The organism is Paraburkholderia sp. J94 (assembly GCF_905220285.1).
GTDB lineage: Bacteria > Pseudomonadota > Gammaproteobacteria > Burkholderiales > Burkholderiaceae > Paraburkholderia > Paraburkholderia tropica_A.
Map to the genome: position 1 here is coordinate 104,516 of NZ_CAJMZH010000002.1, position 15,037 is coordinate 119,552.

Here is a 15,037-nt window from a genome sequence, read left to right on the forward strand (position 1 = left end):
GCGCGGCGCAAGATATTGAAAGAACGCCCCATAACATCCTCTTTATTGTCCGCATTGCGTCCTGCATCGGCCCAAAATGCATATATGCGTCTATGTGTATCCGCATTCGGTTACACCATTGCGTCATTTCATGCCGGGCGGCTTGCGCCCGAGTACAAAACCGGGCTTGTGATATTCGACGTGCCCGAGATCCATCATTTTCCATCGGCCGCCCCACGTCAGACCGACTTGCTCGGCGACCTGTCCGTAGAGTTGATAGCCGCGCATGGCCCAGGGATCTTTTTCTGAAATGACGAGCTTGCCGTCGCGCAAAAACGCGTTATCCGCCGCGAGACCGTATTGGTGATAGCTTTGAAACGCCGCGGCATTGGTCACGCTGCCACCCAGTTTTGCCAGACGGTCTTGCCGATCGGGGCTGCGATAACCTTCCAGCAAAGCCATGTCGTAACCGTATTGCTCGTGCATGATTTTATAGACGAGCAAAAGACGCGTACGGAAATCCGCATCGAGCAGATTCCAGTCGCGGCTCGCATCGACCAGCGCGGGCCGGATCTGCTCGACCTCCCGTGTGGCGAACACTTCGGGCGGCAAGGGCGGCGGCGGTACAAGCTGCTCGCCATTGAGCAACGCCGAGATTTTTTCATCGGGTGCCCGAAGCGTGTCATCGTATTGGAATAACTGGTGGCCGCGAAGCGCAATTGCAATCAGCGGCGGCGTCGCAAGAATACCTGTCGTCACCAAAATCAGCAAGCGCCGCTTAATCAGCAAATTTTGCAGGAATGAAATCGCCGATATAGAATTTTTTGCCGACTTACCAACGTGACTACGCGCTTGCATTGCACGTGCTGAAGCGCGCTTTGCAATCGAATTATGCAAATTGAATACGCCGCCGAAAACAGCGGCTCTTACCGCAGGCAACAACAGTAAAGCCGCGATCAGAACGGCAATGGCGAAATAGGCGACGAGTGCAATGGCAACCAAAAGCGACCCCGAGAACTGAGGCAATTGTTTTTTGTAATGCTTGATTTTAGAATCAGGCCTGCCCGAAGTCGGGCCGACACGTATTATTACGTCGAAAATGGCCTGATTCAATGTGCACGATTCGAATGAGACTCTAATGAGTGTGCCGGACAACTCCCGCCCTAAAGCTCCACCCAGCCTGCTGGCCGACGGTCCCGGCAAGCCGGCCGGCGCGCCTGCCGCCAATGGCGCGCCCAATGGCTCGCGCATCCTCGCGAACCTCGAAGGGCGCGTCGTGCCGCCCGCGGCGCCCGCGAACAAACAGCAGCGCTCCTCGAAAGCGCCCGCGCTCGTTGCGCTGCTCGTGGTCGGCGCCGGCGCGTTTGGCGCCTGGCATCTGATGACTCGCACGCCGTCCGCGGTATCGGGTGCGCCCGCAACGGCCGGCACGATCGCGAGCGCCACGATGATCGCTTCGGCGGCCAGCGCGACGCATGCCGTGGCGAGTACGCAAAACGTGCAGAACGCACAGAACGCGCCGGAGGCGGCTTCGGCCTCGCAAGCCGCCACGATCGTCGCCGACGACGATAGCGCCAAGCCGGCGGCGGACAACGCAGCCTCGGCGCCCGGCAACGACGCAGACCGTCTGTCGCGCGCGCTGTCCGACGGGGCTCACGACGGCCCGGCGAGCGCGCCTGCCGTTGCCGCCGTGGCGCCGTCGAGCGCCGCGCCGGAAAAGGGCGCCGCAAAGTCGAAACACGAGAGCGCCGACGCGAAGCATCAAACCGCGAATGCGCATCGACAGGAAAGCAAGACGAGCGTCGCGCAATCGAAGAAGACCACGCATCACGAGGCGTCGAAGAAGGATGACTCGGACGCGGATCTGCTCGCCGTGCTGGTGGCGCGCACCAAGCCCGCCGATCCGAAGCGCGAGGCCAGTTCGCGTGGGAGCAAATCCGCCGCGGCGGGCAACGCGTCGCTCGCGCAACAGGTCAAGGCTTGCGGCGAGCGCGGATTCTTCGAGGATCAACTGTGCCGCTGGCGCGTTTGCGACGGCCATTGGGGCAAAGATCCCGCGTGTCCTTCGACGGCACGCGCCAACAACGAGCATTGACGGTACGAGCCACGCACGCTTTATCCGCATGCCGGGGAATCACTGGATTCTTCGGCATGCTAAATGTAATGCGTGCGATCTGATTGAGCTGGTGATAGCAGAACCCCGTCATCATGCTGCATTCTTCAGTATTTAACATAATGCAAATTAGCGCACTTTTGTATCATAGCCAAGTATGTCAGGATTGCTGCATCGATCCTGCCCACGCGCAAAGTTTCTCTCGATAGCGCACCATGAGTTCTCCGACCTCGGTATAACGCGCCGGTCCCGATCCACTCAACCGCACCCAGACGCCTCATGGACGACAATCGACGCCCGATCAAATCGCGTTCCAACGCGGCAATCGTCGCGCTTTCCTCATTCCTCGCGGGCACGCGCGTCACGCCCAACCAGATCTCGTGCGCGAGCGCAGTATTCGCGTTCATCGGCGCGCTCGCGCTGCTCAATCCCGAGAGCATCGCCGCCATGATCGCGGCGATCGTCTGCATCCAGTTGCGCTTGCTGTGCAATGTCGTCGATGGACTGGTGGCCGTCGAAGGCGGCAAGAAGTCGATCGTCGGGCCGATCTTCAACGAGTTTCCCGACCGCGTCGCCGACAGCCTGTTGCTGGTGGCCGCGGGCGTGGCGGCCAGCGTGCCGTGGCTCGGCTGGGCGGCCGCGCTGTTCGCGGCGCTCACGGCCTACGTGCGCGTGTTCGGCGGCTCGGTGGGCGTGCCGCAGCGCTTCATCGGGCCGATGGCCAAGCAGCATCGCATGGCCGTGCTCACGCTCGCCTGCGCCGCGACGATGGTCGAGACCTGGCTGCATCGCCAGCACGTTTGCCTGTTCATCGCGCTCGTCATAATCGCCGCCGGCAGCGCGCTGACCTGCGTGACGCGCACGCGCGCGCTCGTGCAGGACCTGCACGCGCAGCAGCAGACCACGGAGGAAAACCGTCATGCGTAACGTGATGCAGCGCTGGCTGCTCGGCGTCGTGCGGCTCGTGGTGGGCGCGCGCGGACGCTATGCGAGCACGCCGCCCGATGCGCGCCAGACCATCTATTTCGCGAATCATTCGAGCCACGTCGATACGCTCGCGATTCTCGCCGCGCTGCCGCCGGACCTTCGCGCGAGCGTGCGCCCGGCCGCCGCGCGCGACTACTGGGACGCCACGCCGATGCGCCGCTTCATCGCCAATCGCGTGCTCGGCGTGGTCTACGTGACGCGCCAGGGCGCGGCGGGCGAAGATCCGTTGCAGGCCGTGCGCGACGCGCTTACTGCGGGCTGGTCGATCATCATCTTCCCGGAAGGCACGCGCAGCGCGACCGGCGAAATCGGCCCGTTCAAGAGCGGCCTGTACTGGCTTTCGCGTGAATTTCCCGAGGTGCGGCTCGTGCCCGTGCATCTGTCCGATCTCGTGCGCGCGATGCCCAAGGGCAAGCTGTTGCCGGTGCCGATCAACTGCCATGTCTCGTTCGGCGATACCGTGCCCGGTGCGGCAACGCTCGACAAGGACACCTTCCTGGCCACGGCGCGCGAGGCCGTCATCCACCTTCAAGAATCGGTACGGGGATAAGCGATGCCGCACGTTTTCTGGATCACGATCATCGGCGTTCTCGCCCTGCTCTGCGTGTTCACGCTGGTCGGTGCGGTGTTGCGCGCGCGACTGGGCGCGGGCAACGCAACCATCGTCAACATGAACCAGCGCATCTCGGCGTGGTGGGTCATGATTGCCGTGGTCACGGCCGCGCTCTGGCTCGGCCCCTATGCGACGCTGTTCCTGTTCTTCATCTGCGCGTTCTTCGCGCTGCGCGAATTCATCACGCTCACGCCGACCAAGCCCGCCGATTACTGGTCGCTCGTGCTGGCGTATTACGTCGCGCTGCCGGTTCAGTTTCTGCTGGTGGCGCTCAACTGGTACGGCCTGTTCGCGATCTTCATGCCGGTGTACATGTTCTTCGTGCTCGCGGCGGCCGCTGCATTCGCGCAGGACACGGCCGAGTTTCTCGAACGCAACGCGAAGATCCAGTGGGCGCTGATGGTGTGCGTCTATTCGCTGAGCCATGCGCCCGCGCTGCTGTTGCTGCCCTTGCCGCATTACTTCGGCAATAACGGTCCGCTGTTGCTGTTCTTTTTGCTGGTCGTGCAGTCGAGCGACGTGTTCCAGTATGTCTGCGGCAAGCTGTGGGGCAAGCACAAGCTTTCGCCGCTCGTGAGCCCGTCGAAAACCTGGGAAGGGCTGATCGGCGGCGGCGCGCTCGCCATCGGGCTCGGCACCCTGCTCCACGGCCTCACGCCATTCAATCTCTGGCAGGCCGTGCTGATGTCGGCGGTCACGGTGATCGGCGGTTTCGTCGGCGGCCTCGTGCTCTCCGCCGTCAAGCGCTCGATGGGCGCGAAGGACTGGGGCGTCATGATCGCCGGCCACGGCGGCATGCTCGACCGCGTCGATTCCATCTGCTTCGCCGCACCGATCTTCTTCCACCTCACCCGTTATTTCTTCGTGCCGCCCGGCTGCTGAAGCGCGCGGGCTCGCTCGCTTGCGCCCGCGCGATACAGCCTATAGGCTGTATTTTGCATTTACAGCCTTAAGGTTGTATTTTGCATTTACAGCTTATAGACTGTGGATATGTCATCCGCCGCGTCATCGGTTTCGGAGCTTCGCGTGGACTATCCGCTCAAGACCATCAGCCAGTTGCGCCCTCTGCTGCTGGGTTTCCGCAAAAAAAACGGCTTCACCCAGGAGAAGGTCGCGCAGCGGCTCGGCATCTCCCAGCAAAGCTACGCCGCTTTCGAAGCCAATCCCGGCGCTGCTAGCGTCGAGCGGCTCTTTCGCGTCCTGCGCCTGTTGAGCGTCGACATGCGCCTGTTCTCCAGCGAGCCCGACACGGTGTCTGCGCCGCGCGCAACGCCGTCGAAACCGCGTGCCGCCGCCGTGAAGAAAAGCGCCACAGCGGCGAAATCAGCGAAACCGAATACGAAGCCGAATACGAAACCGAAGCCCCAGGCCGTCACGCCGAAAAAGCGCCCTGCCGCCCCGGCAAGCGCGAGCGGCGTGACGCCTGCGAAAGCAGCAAAAGCCACGAAGACGACAAAAGCCACGAAAGCCAAGAAAGCCACGCCCGCGAAGCAAGCACCCAAATCCGCCCCAACCCCGCCGCGTAAAACGCAAACCGCCGCGAAACCCCGCAAGCGGGAGGACTGGTAATGGCGCGTCCACGCCTCGCCAACCGCCTCGATCTCTGGATGAACGGCCTGCCGGTCGGGCATTGGGAAATCGTGCGCGGCGTCGAGCGGCTCGCCTATGCCGAAAGCTGGCTCGCGGACGAGCAAGGCCGCCCGCTGTCGCTTTCGCTACCGTTTACGCCTGGCAATCAGCCCTTGCGCGGCGAGATCGTCACCGATTACTTCGACAATCTGCTGCCCGACAGCGAACGCATCCGCCGCCGCATCGCCACGCGTTACCGCACGGGCGGCACCACGCCGTTCGAACTGCTGGCCGTGCTCGGCCGCGATTGCGTGGGCGCGCTGCAACTGCTGCCCGCGGGCGAGGCGCCTGTCGATCTGGAGCGTATCGAAGGACGTCCGCTCGACGAGAACGCCATCGCCCAGTTGCTGCGCGACACCACGGCCACGCCGCACGCCGCCGAACACGACGCCGTCGGCGACCTGCGTCTGTCGATCGCCGGCGCGCAGGAAAAAACCGCGCTGCTCTGGCATGACGGCCAGTGGCTGTTGCCCACGGGCAGCACGCCGACCACGCACATCCTCAAGCTGCCGCTCGGTCTCGTCGGCAACATGCGCGCCGATATGCGCACTTCGGTCGAAAACGAATGGCTCTGCGCGCAGATCGTCGCGGCGTTCGGCCTGCCGATCGCGCCCTGCGAAATCGCCGAATTCGAGGACGTGAAGGCGCTCGTGGTCGAGCGCTTCGACCGCCGCCTGTCGCGCGACGGCCGCTGGATCGTGCGGCTGCCGCAAGAGGATCTGTGCCAGGCGACCGGCACGCCGGGCCTGCTCAAATACGAAGCCGATGGCGGCCCCGGCATCGACGCCGTGATGGCGGTGCTCGGCGGCTCGGTGCGCGCGGCGGACGACCGTCGCCACTTCTTTCTCGCGCAGATGATCTTCTGGCTGCTCGCCGCCACCGACGGCCACGCCAAGAATTTCAGCATCGCGCATCTGCCTGGTAGCCGTTACACGGCGACGCCGCTTTACGACGTGCTCTCCGCGCATCCGATCATCGGGCGCGGCCGCAATCAGGTCGCCGCGCAGCGCGCGAGCCTCGCCATGGCCGTGCGCGGACGCAACGCGCATTACCGCATCGCGCAGATCTTGCCGCGTCACTGGATCGCGCAAGGTCAGCGTGTGGGGTTTTCAATCGATCAGGTCGAGGAAATGATGGCGACGGTCGTGGCGCAGACCGAACGCGTCATCGACGAAGTGGGCGCGCGGATTCCGCGGGAATTTCCGCTCGATGTCGCCGATGCCGTGTTCGCGGGCATGCGCAGGCTCGCGCGGGTGCTGGGCGGCTGATCGACGAAAAGATGAAAAAGCGGACGTAAAAGCGACGACGCCGAAACCGGCGCCGTCGCGGATAAAGATGCCGCCGCGAAACGCGGCGGCGAAGGTTGTCGTGGCGCAGCCGCGCTTAGTGATGACGCTTGGTCATATCCTTCGCGGCTTCCTTCAGGTCGCCCATATTCTTGCGCGCCTGGCCGGCGGCCTGCTGCATGTCGCCCTTCAGTTCGCGCTGCGGGTTGTCGGTGGCGCGGCCCACTGCTTCGTTGACCTTGCCCTTGATCTTTTCTGCCGTGCCCTTCACCTGGTCCTTGTTCATGGTGCATCTCCACGTAGAAGCGACGGTGCGTCGCGACACCTTCGTTATCGCACGCGCCGTGCCCGACGCCGCGCGATCCCTGCGTGACGCGCGCGGTGTTCAGCCCGCCATCCGCCCCGGTGTTCAGTAACTGAACGCTTTACCGCGCGCGGCCCCGCCGCGACGGGGCCTTGCGGGACGCGAACAATTCCCGATTGTGACGCTGGCCCTCATTCCTTAACCTCGCGTCGTTGCGTCGATGGCGCGTGCCGTCGATACCGCCGCCCCCCATTTCCAGGTTCCAGGTTTCAAGGAGTCAGCATGAGCGTCACCTCTTCCCCCCGCATTCTCGACAGCGACGTCTGGCAAGGCCGCCTCTTCACCGGCGCCTGGCGCGACGGCACCGCGAGCGCCGACGTCCTCGAACCGGCTACGGGCAAGCGTCTCGCGAGCATCGGCATGGCCGACGCCGCGTTGGTCGCCGAATCGTCGAAGGCCGCGTTCGACGCGCAGCAGGCGTGGGCCGCGCTGCCCTACGACGAACGCGCCGCCGTGCTGCGCCGCGCCGCGCGCCTCGCCGAAGACGCCTTCGACGAAATCGCCGGCTGGATCGTGCGCGAAAGCGGCTCGACGCGCGGCAAGGCGGGTTTCGAAACCCAGGCGACCGTCAAGGCGCTGCACGAGGCGAGCGCGCTGCCCTCGCGCTCGGCGGGCGAAGTGCTGCCCTCGGTGCCCGGCCGCCTCTCGCTCGCGCGCCGCCGCCCGCTGGGCGTGGTCGGCGTGATCTCGCCGTTCAACTTCCCGCTCTATCTGGCGATGCGCGCCGTTGCGCCCGCGCTCGCGCTCGGCAACGCCGTGGTGCTCAAGCCCGATCCGCGCACCTCGGTTTGCGGCGGCTTCGCGATCGCGCGTCTGTTCGAACTCGCGGGCCTGCCCGCGGGCGTGCTGCACGTGCTGCCCGGCGACGGCGCGGCGGGCGCGGCGCTCACGAGCGATCCGCACATCGCCATGATCCAGTTCACGGGTTCGACGGGCGCGGGCCGCAAGGTCGGCGAGGCGGCCGGTCGACATCTGAAGAAGGTCTCGCTCGAACTGGGCGGCAAGAATTCGCTGATCGTGCTAGACGACGCCGATCTCGATCTGGCCGTCGCCAACACCGCCTGGGGCGCGTATCTGCATCAGGGGCAGATCTGCATGGCGACGGGCCGCGTGCTCGTGCAGCGCAAGATTTACGATCGTTTCGTGGAAAAACTGGTCGCGAAGGCCCGAAGCCTCACGGTCGGCGACCCGGCCACCGAAAACGTCGCGCTCGGCCCGATCATCAACGCCGCGCAGCGCGATCACGTCGCGCGCGTGCTGGCCGCCGCGAAAGACGCGGGCGCGCGCGTCGAAACGGGCGGCGGCTTCCGCGACCTGTTTTTCGAGCCGACCGTGCTGAGCGGCGTGACCGCGCAAAACCCCGCATTCAACGAGGAAATCTTCGGCCCGGTGGCCGTGGTCGTGCCATTCGATAGCGACGACGAAGCCGTCGCGCTCGCCAACGATACGGAGTACGGACTATCGATGGCCGTGGTCACGTCGAACGTGGGCCGTGCGCTGCGCATGGGCGAGCGGCTGCGCACGGGCCTGCTGCATATCAACGATCAGACCGTCAACGACGAAGTGATCAATCCGTTCGGCGGCGTGGGCGCGTCGGGCAACGGCACGAGCATCGGCGGCCCGGCGAACTGGGAAGAATTCACGCAATGGCAATGGCTCACGGTCAAGGGCGAAGCGCCGCTCTACCCGATCTGAACCTCGACACGATCGAAGCCATCGACACAAGGAGACGCAACATGAGTACGACAACCGTCACGGCAGCCGTCGCACGCGGCAAAGGCGAGCCGTTCACGATCCAGAAAGCACGCCTGCGCGGCCCGAAAGACGACGAAGTGCTGGTGCGTGTGGTGGCCACCGGCCTGTGCCACACCGACCTGATCGTGCGCGACCAGTACTATCCCGTGCCGCTGCCCGCCGTGCTCGGGCACGAAGGCGCGGGCGTGGTCGAAGCGGTCGGCCCCGGCGTGAAGAACCTCCAGCCCGGCGATCACGTCGTGCTGACCTATGGCGCGTGCGGACATTGCCAGCCTTGCGCGGGCGGCCACGGCGCGTATTGCAGCCACTTCTTCGGCCTGAACTTCGGCGGCGCCGATCTCGACGGCCACACCGCCATCGAAGACGAGGAAGGCCGTCCGCTGCACGACCACTTCTTCGCGCAGTCGTCGTTCGCGAGCCACGCGCTCGCCCGCGAAAACAACGCGATCAAAGTGTCGAAAGACGCGCCGCTCGAACTGCTCGGGCCGCTCGGCTGCGGCATCCAGACCGGCGCGGGCGCCGTCATCAACTCGCTCAAGGTCACGCCGGGCAGCAGCTTCGCGAGCTTTGGCGCGGGCGCGGTCGGCCTCTCCTCGGTGATGGCCGCGCGCGTGGCGGGCGCGACCACCATCATCGCCGTCGATATCGTGCCCTCGCGGCTCGAACTCGCGAAGGAACTGGGCGCGACGCACACGATCAACAGCCGCGAAGTCGACGTGGTCGAGACGATCCGCGCGATCACGGGCGGCGGCGTGAACTTCGCGCTCGAATCGACGGGCATTGCGCCGGTGCTGTCGAGCGCGATCGAATCGCTCGGCACGCTGGGCGCGATCGGCGTGGTGGGCGCGCCGCCGCTCGGCACCAAGGCCGAGTTCGACATCAACAGCCTGCTGCTGAACGGCCGCACGATTCGCGGCATCGTGGAAGGCGACAGCGTTCCGCAACGCTTCATTCCGCAACTCGTCGAGCTGTATCAGCAAGGGCGTTTTCCGTTCGACAAGCTCGTGAAGTTCTATCCGGTCGAGCAGATCAACGAGGCCGCCGAAGACAGCACGCGCGGCGTCACGCTCAAGCCGATCCTGCGTTTCTCGCACGCCTGACGTTCTCATACGTTGCAGCGTGTGACTGCGGGCGCGACGTCAGGCGCGCGCCGGCTGCGGTATCCTCGCATGAGCCCGCCTGCGCCGCGCCCCGCGCGCGGCGCAGGCCCGGACGGACGGCATGGCGCCCCTCATTGCACCCCAACGCGCCGCGCCGCCCGTCCTTTCGTTTTCGCACCACCCTTGTTGCTTCACCCCATGCCACGACGGGAGCCCGCATGAATCGCAAGTCCGCGCCGGAAACCGTGCAGGCCAGCGCGCTCGCGCGGCTGCATTCGGCCCGCGAGCGTTTCGGCGACGGCGAGCAACTGCCCGCCGCGCTCATGCCGGATCTGCTGCCCGAATCGGTCGCGCGCTCCTGGGCGCGTTCGCGCGACGCGGGCGTGCTGCCGCGGCAGGCGCCCGAGTACGAGTTGCTCAAGGGCACGCGCAGCGTGCGCGAATCGCACGAAGACCGGCGGCTCTATAGCTGCATCGTCGATGAAATCGAGCAGCTCTGGGACGCCTTCGGCGGCGACGACTGGACCATCTTCTGCGTGAATCCGCACGGCACCGTCGTGCACGCGCGCCGCAGCCCCGCCTGCGACGACGATCTGATCCTGCCGATCATCGCGGGGCGGCGCATCCTCGAATCGCATATCGGCACGACGGCGCCCAGTTGCGTGCTGCACGAAGGCATCGAGGTGACGGTCGCGAACGGCCAACATTATCTCGATCAGTTCGAGCGCGTGTCCTGCCTCGCGGTGCCGCTGTTCGGGCTGCATGGCGAAGTGATCGGCGCGCTCGATCTCACCGGCACGGGCCAGCGCGATCTCGCGCAGGTCAAGGAGCAGTTCCGGCTGGCCGCGCTCGCGGCTGAACAGCGTTTATTCGCGACTTTGCGCGGCTGTCATTTGCTGCGCGTTCAGCACGATCCGCGCTGGCTCGCCACGCCGCTCGCGGGCGTGCTGGCCGTCGAGGAGAACGGCGATTTGCGCGCCGCGAGCCGCATGGCGCGGCGCATTCTCGGCTTGCCTTACGGCGCGCCGTTGCCGGGTGTCTCGCTGCACGATCTCTTCGACGACGCGCCGCCCGCCCTGCTCAGACGTCTGCTCAAACCCCAGCGCGGTCCGCAGCGCATCGCGCGCGCGGACGGCAGTCACGTGTGGATGCAATATGCGCGAGCGCCGCTCAATCGCAGCACGGCGCGGCGCGTGGGGGCCGGATTCGGCGATCATGCCGATTACGCAGGACATGCCGGTCATGCCGCCCCTGCCGGAGCGGTGCCGAAAGACGGCGCGCGGGAAGCGGCTGAGCCCGCTGACAAAACCGCCGCTAAAACCGGCGCAAGTCTCGAAGAACACACGCTCGGCGCCGTGCAGCAGGCGATGCTCGACCACAACGGCAACGTGGCCGCCGTGGCACGGCAATTGCGCATCTCGCGCACGACCGTCTACGCGCGGCTGAAGCAGTTGCGCGAAACCGGCATGTTCAACGATGACGCGACAGGCAGCACCGATTGACGAATCATCGGTGCCAGGTCGGCGTGAACGGACGTGATGCTGGCCGACAATTCAGGCTGTAACTGCGAATAATTCTGGTTGACGCCGTCGTTCGCGCGGTCGGCGCGCCGACTGTCTATCCTCCTGGTATGCCCACGCGCCCACCGACACGGTCAGGAGAACCTCATGCAAGCCGATCCGAAGGTTATCGAATATCTGAACGCCGAACTCAAGAACGAGCTCACGGCCATCAATCAGTATTTCCTGCATGCGCGCCTCTACAAACATTGGGGGCTGACCGCGCTCGGCAAGCATGAATATGACGAATCGATCGAGGAGATGAAGCACGCGGACAAGCTGATCGAGCGCATTTTCATGCTCGACGGCCTGCCCAATCTGCAAGACCTCGGCAAGCTGTTGATCGGCGAAAGCACGGGCGAAATGCTCGAATGCGATCTCAAGCTCGAACGCATCGCGCAGGCGCAATGCAAGGAAGCCATCGCGTATTGCGAATCGGTGAGCGACTTCGTGTCGAGGGAAATCTTCGTCGAAATTCTCGACGACACCGAAGATCATATCGACTGGCTCGAAACCCAGATCGACCTGATCGACAAGATCGGCATTCAGAATTATCAGCAGTCGAGCATCGGCTCGGTTAGCTGATTCAGCGACGCATAAAAAAGCCCCGCGCGGCTCGCACCGCGCGGGGCTTTTATTCGAGAATTCGCGATCGAACGTAATCGAACGCGATCGCCTCAATCGTGCGCCATCGCGCGCTCGACGCTGATATGCGTCGGCATCATGTTGACGTTCGCGTTGTGCATGACCCACAGCGACAACCCGACGATCACCGCAATCAGAAATGCCGTGCAAATAAAGATGCCGGTGTTCGCACGCTGGCTGCGCGACGATCCGATATGCAGAAAGTAGCCGAGCTGCACGACGAGCTGCGCGACGCACAGCACGACGATCGCCACGAGCCCCATCGCGGGCGGCACGAGATGAAACATCACCACGCCGAACGACGCAAGCGTGAGCACGAGCGACAGCACCGTGCCGATCATGTAGCCCTTGAAGCTGCCGTGGCCGCTCTGCGGGGCCGCATGATTAACATGAGAATGGCTCACAGCACACCTCGCAGATAGACAAAGGTAAACACGCAGATCCACACGAGATCGAGAAAGTGCCAAAAGAGGCTCAGGCACGCGAGGCGGCGCTGGATCGTGTCGGTCAGACCGAACTTGAAGGTCTGGTGCATCATGATCGCGATCCACAGCAGACCCGCCGTCACGTGCAGACCGTGCGTGCCGACCAGCGTGAAATACGCCGAGAGATACGCGCTCGTATGCGGACCCGCGCCATCGGCGATGAGCTTCGCGAACTCGTTCACTTCCATGCCGACGAAACCCGCGCCGAACGCGAACGTGATCGCAAGCCACACGATCACCTGCGCGCGCTTGCCTGCGTGCAGGTTCAGCATCGCCATGCCGAACGTCACGCTGCTCGCGAGCAGCAGCAGCGTTTCGCCTAGCACATAAGGCAGTTCGAACAGTTCTTTCGCGCCGGGACCGCCGGCCGTCGCGTTCGCGAGCACGCCGAAGGTGGCGAACAGCGTCGCGAAGATCAGACAGTCGCTCATCAGGTAGATCCAGAAGCCGAGCGTCGTCTTGGTGTTGTCGCCGTGGCCGTGATCTTGAGCGTGTCCGTGATGTGTCGTTGCAGCGTGCGCCATGACTTACGCAGCCTCCTTGATGTCCAGTTCCGCGAGCTGCGCGAAGCGCGCGTTTTCGATGCGCGCGACTTCCGCCGCCGGCACCCAGTAATCGACGTCCTGGTCATAGCTGCGCACGATGAACGTCACGATCATGCCGATGAGCCCCGCCGCCGCGAACAGCCACATGTGCCACACCGCGGCGAAGCCGAACAGCAGGCTGAACGCAGCGATGATGAAACCCGCGCCCGTATTGCGCGGCATGTGGATGTCTTCGTAGTGCTCGGCCTGCTTGTACGCGGTGCCGGCTTCCTTGTTGTCCCAGTGCTGTTCCATCGAGGTGATCTTCGGCATCACGGCGAAGTTGTAGAACGGCGCGGGCGACGAGGTCGACCATTCGAGGCTGCGGCCATCCCACGGATCGCCGGTGACGTCGCGGTTCAAATCGCGGTCGCGGATGCTCACGTAAAGCTGCACGATCAGCGCCAGAATGCCGAGGCCGACGAACACCGCGCCCACCAGCGCCACCACGAGCCACGGATGCCACGACGCCACTTCGTAATGGTTCATGCGGCGCGTCATGCCTTCGAAGCCGAGGATGTAGAGCGGCGTGAATGCGAGCCAGTAACCGATCAGCCAGCACCAGAACGAGACCTTGCCCCAGAACTCGTTGAGCGTGAAGCCGAACACCTTCGGGAACCAGAAGCTGATGCCCGCGAGGCAGCCGAACACCACGCCGCCAATGATCACGTTATGAAAGTGCGCAACGAGGAACAGCGAGTTGTGCAGCACGAAGTCCGCGCCCGGCACGGCCAGCAGCACGCCGGTCATGCCGCCCACGGCGAACGTCACCATGAAGCCGATGGTCCAGAGCGTGGCGCTGTGATAGCGGATGCGGCCGCGATACATCGTGAACAGCCAGTTGAACAGCTTCACGCCGGTCGGGATCGAAATCACCGTGGTCATGATGCCGAAGAACGCGTTCACGTTCGCGCCCGAGCCCATCGTGAAGAAGTGATGCAGCCACACGAAGAACGAGAGAATGCCGATCGACGACGTCGCGTACACCATCGACTTGTAGCCGAACAGCGGCTTGCCGGAGAACGTCGCGATGATTTCCGAGTACGCGCCGAACGCGGGCAGGATCAGGATGTACACCTCGGGGTGGCCCCACACCCAGATCAGGTTGATATACATCATCGCGTTGCCGCCAAGCTCGTTCGTGAAGAAATGCATGTCGAGATAGCGGTCCATCGTGAGCAGCGCGAGCGTGCCGGTGAGCACCGGAAACACCGCGACGATCAGGATGTTGGTGATGAGCGCGGTCCACACGAACACCGGCATCATCATCAGCTTCATGCCCGGCGCGCGCATGCGCAGGATCGTCACGATGAAGTTGATGCCCGAGAGCGTCGTGCCCAGACCCGACACCTGCAACGACCAGATGTAGTAGTCCATCCCCACCGTTGGACTGTAGCCCAGTTCCGAGAGCGGCGGATACGCCACCCAGCCCGTGGCCGCGAAATCGCCGACGAACATCGAGACCATCACGAGAATCGCGCCCACGACCGAGAGCCAGAACGACAGCGAATTCACGAACGGATACGCGACGTCGCGCGCGCCGATCTGCAACGGCACGACCACGTTCATCAGTCCGAGAATCAGCGGCGTGGCCACGAAGAAGATCATGATGACGCCGTGCGCCGTGAAGATCTGGTCGTAGTGATGCGGCGGCAGATAGCCGGCCGCGTCGCCGTAAGCGAGCGCCTGTTGCGCGCGCATCATGATCGCGTCGGCGAAACCGCGCAGCAGCATCACGATCGCGAGAATGATGTACATGACGCCGATGCGCTTGTGATCGACCGAGGTCAGCCATTCGCGCCACAGATAGCCCCACTTCCCCGCGAACGTGATCGCGGCGAGCAGGACAAGGCCGCCGAGCGCCACGACGGCGCCGGTGCCCATGATGATCGGCTCGTGCCAGGGTACGGCATCGAGCGTGAGTTTTCCGAACATGTG

General features: G+C 64.4%; 15 protein-coding genes. 10 read left to right on the forward strand and 5 right to left on the reverse strand.

From position 1 onward, the window contains the following. Positions 1–123: 123 nt before the first annotated feature. A complete protein-coding gene (locus U4Y88_RS03850) occupies positions 124–981 on the reverse strand; it encodes a M15 family metallopeptidase (RefSeq protein WP_321782955.1) in 858 nt (285 codons plus the stop codon). Positions 982–1,117: 136 nt separating this feature from the next. On the opposite strand from U4Y88_RS03850, the gene U4Y88_RS03855 reads away from it, so the two are divergent. From U4Y88_RS03855 to U4Y88_RS03880, 6 genes are all read left to right on the forward strand, one after another. After that, the gene (locus U4Y88_RS03855) at positions 1,118–2,074 is read left to right on the forward strand and encodes a hypothetical protein (RefSeq protein WP_321782957.1); all 957 of its coding nucleotides are present in this window, start codon (positions 1,118–1,120) and stop codon (positions 2,072–2,074) included. A 297-nt stretch (positions 2,075–2,371) separates the two neighbouring features. Next, positions 2,372–3,019, forward strand: coding sequence for a CDP-alcohol phosphatidyltransferase family protein (locus tag U4Y88_RS03860; protein ID WP_321782366.1), 648 nt, complete (start codon positions 2,372–2,374; stop codon positions 3,017–3,019). Then, positions 3,012–3,629, forward strand: a complete 618-nt coding sequence (locus U4Y88_RS03865; RefSeq protein ID WP_310633293.1) for a lysophospholipid acyltransferase family protein — start codon at positions 3,012–3,014, stop codon at positions 3,627–3,629. Before U4Y88_RS03860 ends, U4Y88_RS03865 begins: the two co-directional genes overlap by 8 nt. A 3-nt stretch (positions 3,630–3,632) precedes the next feature. After that, complete coding sequence (locus tag U4Y88_RS03870) at positions 3,633–4,574, forward strand: phosphatidate cytidylyltransferase (RefSeq protein WP_310633294.1); 942 nt, start codon at positions 3,633–3,635, stop codon at positions 4,572–4,574. 144 nt (positions 4,575–4,718) lie between these two features. After that, entirely contained in the window at positions 4,719–5,261 is a 543-nt protein-coding gene (locus U4Y88_RS03875; protein WP_321782368.1) for a helix-turn-helix transcriptional regulator, read from the forward strand. Continuing rightward, positions 5,261–6,589: a type II toxin-antitoxin system HipA family toxin gene (locus tag U4Y88_RS03880; RefSeq protein ID WP_321782370.1), complete on the forward strand. Its 1,329-nt coding sequence runs from the start codon at positions 5,261–5,263 to the stop codon at positions 6,587–6,589. The genes U4Y88_RS03875 and U4Y88_RS03880 overlap by 1 nt, the downstream gene beginning before the upstream one ends. A 115-nt stretch (positions 6,590–6,704) precedes the next feature. Here U4Y88_RS03880 and U4Y88_RS03885 read toward each other — a convergent pair whose 3' ends face one another. Then, positions 6,705–6,893: a CsbD family protein gene (locus tag U4Y88_RS03885; RefSeq protein WP_224011439.1), complete on the reverse strand. Its 189-nt coding sequence runs from the start codon at positions 6,891–6,893 to the stop codon at positions 6,705–6,707. Positions 6,894–7,193: 300 nt separating this feature from the next. Between U4Y88_RS03885 and U4Y88_RS03890 the strand changes: the two genes are divergently transcribed. From U4Y88_RS03890 to bfr, 4 genes are all read left to right on the forward strand, one after another. Next, positions 7,194–8,666: a benzaldehyde dehydrogenase gene (locus tag U4Y88_RS03890; protein ID WP_321782372.1), complete on the forward strand. Its 1,473-nt coding sequence runs from the start codon at positions 7,194–7,196 to the stop codon at positions 8,664–8,666. A 41-nt stretch (positions 8,667–8,707) separates the two neighbouring features. Further along, on the forward strand, positions 8,708–9,826 hold the full coding sequence (locus U4Y88_RS03895; RefSeq protein WP_321782374.1) for an NAD(P)-dependent alcohol dehydrogenase: 1,119 nt from the start codon (positions 8,708–8,710) through the stop codon (positions 9,824–9,826). A 218-nt stretch (positions 9,827–10,044) separates the two neighbouring features. Beyond that, entirely contained in the window at positions 10,045–11,328 is a 1,284-nt protein-coding gene (locus tag U4Y88_RS03900; RefSeq protein WP_321782376.1) for a helix-turn-helix domain-containing protein, read from the forward strand. Positions 11,329–11,493: 165 nt separating this feature from the next. Further along, entirely contained in the window at positions 11,494–11,970 is a 477-nt protein-coding gene (bfr, locus tag U4Y88_RS03905; RefSeq protein WP_224011435.1) for a bacterioferritin, read from the forward strand. A 92-nt stretch (positions 11,971–12,062) separates the two neighbouring features. Here the strand turns inward: bfr and cyoD are convergent, their stop codons facing one another. From cyoD to cyoB, 3 genes are read right to left on the reverse strand one after another with little or no spacing between them, the layout of a single operon-like run. Beyond that, positions 12,063–12,434 carry a cytochrome o ubiquinol oxidase subunit IV gene (cyoD, locus tag U4Y88_RS03910; protein WP_224011434.1) on the reverse strand — a complete coding sequence of 124 codons (372 nt, stop codon included), beginning with the start codon at positions 12,432–12,434 and terminating at the stop codon, positions 12,063–12,065. Next, the gene (gene cyoC, locus U4Y88_RS03915; protein ID WP_310632438.1) at positions 12,431–13,039 is read right to left on the reverse strand and encodes a cytochrome o ubiquinol oxidase subunit III; all 609 of its coding nucleotides are present in this window, start codon (positions 13,037–13,039) and stop codon (positions 12,431–12,433) included. Before cyoC ends, cyoD begins: the two co-directional genes overlap by 4 nt. A 3-nt stretch (positions 13,040–13,042) precedes the next feature. Further along, on the reverse strand, positions 13,043–15,034 hold the full coding sequence (gene cyoB, locus U4Y88_RS03920) for a cytochrome o ubiquinol oxidase subunit I (RefSeq protein WP_310632439.1): 1,992 nt from the start codon (positions 15,032–15,034) through the stop codon (positions 13,043–13,045). Between the last annotated feature and the right edge of the window lie 3 nt (positions 15,035–15,037).

Bases quoted from the DNA above. Each gene is read 5' to 3' on its own strand.
- U4Y88_RS03855 (WP_321782957.1), top strand. From the start codon at position 1,118: ATGAGTGTGCCGGACAACTCCCGCCCTAAAGCTCCACCCAGCCTGCTG.
- bfr (WP_224011435.1), top strand. From the start codon at position 11,494: ATGCAAGCCGATCCGAAGGTTATCGAATATCTGAACGCCGAACTCAAG.
- U4Y88_RS03900 (WP_321782376.1), top strand. From the start codon at position 10,045: ATGAATCGCAAGTCCGCGCCGGAAACCGTGCAGGCCAGCGCGCTCGCG.
- U4Y88_RS03885 (WP_224011439.1), bottom strand. From the start codon at position 6,893: ATGAACAAGGACCAGGTGAAGGGCACGGCAGAAAAGATCAAGGGCAAG.
- cyoC (WP_310632438.1), bottom strand. From the start codon at position 13,039: ATGGCGCACGCTGCAACGACACATCACGGACACGCTCAAGATCACGGC.
- U4Y88_RS03895 (WP_321782374.1), top strand. From the start codon at position 8,708: ATGAGTACGACAACCGTCACGGCAGCCGTCGCACGCGGCAAAGGCGAG.
- U4Y88_RS03890 (WP_321782372.1), top strand. From the start codon at position 7,194: ATGAGCGTCACCTCTTCCCCCCGCATTCTCGACAGCGACGTCTGGCAA.
- U4Y88_RS03865 (WP_310633293.1), top strand. From the start codon at position 3,012: ATGCGTAACGTGATGCAGCGCTGGCTGCTCGGCGTCGTGCGGCTCGTG.
- U4Y88_RS03880 (WP_321782370.1), top strand. From the start codon at position 5,261: ATGGCGCGTCCACGCCTCGCCAACCGCCTCGATCTCTGGATGAACGGC.
- U4Y88_RS03870 (WP_310633294.1), top strand. From the start codon at position 3,633: ATGCCGCACGTTTTCTGGATCACGATCATCGGCGTTCTCGCCCTGCTC.
- cyoB (WP_310632439.1), bottom strand. From the start codon at position 15,034: ATGTTCGGAAAACTCACGCTCGATGCCGTACCCTGGCACGAGCCGATC.
- U4Y88_RS03860 (WP_321782366.1), top strand. From the start codon at position 2,372: ATGGACGACAATCGACGCCCGATCAAATCGCGTTCCAACGCGGCAATC.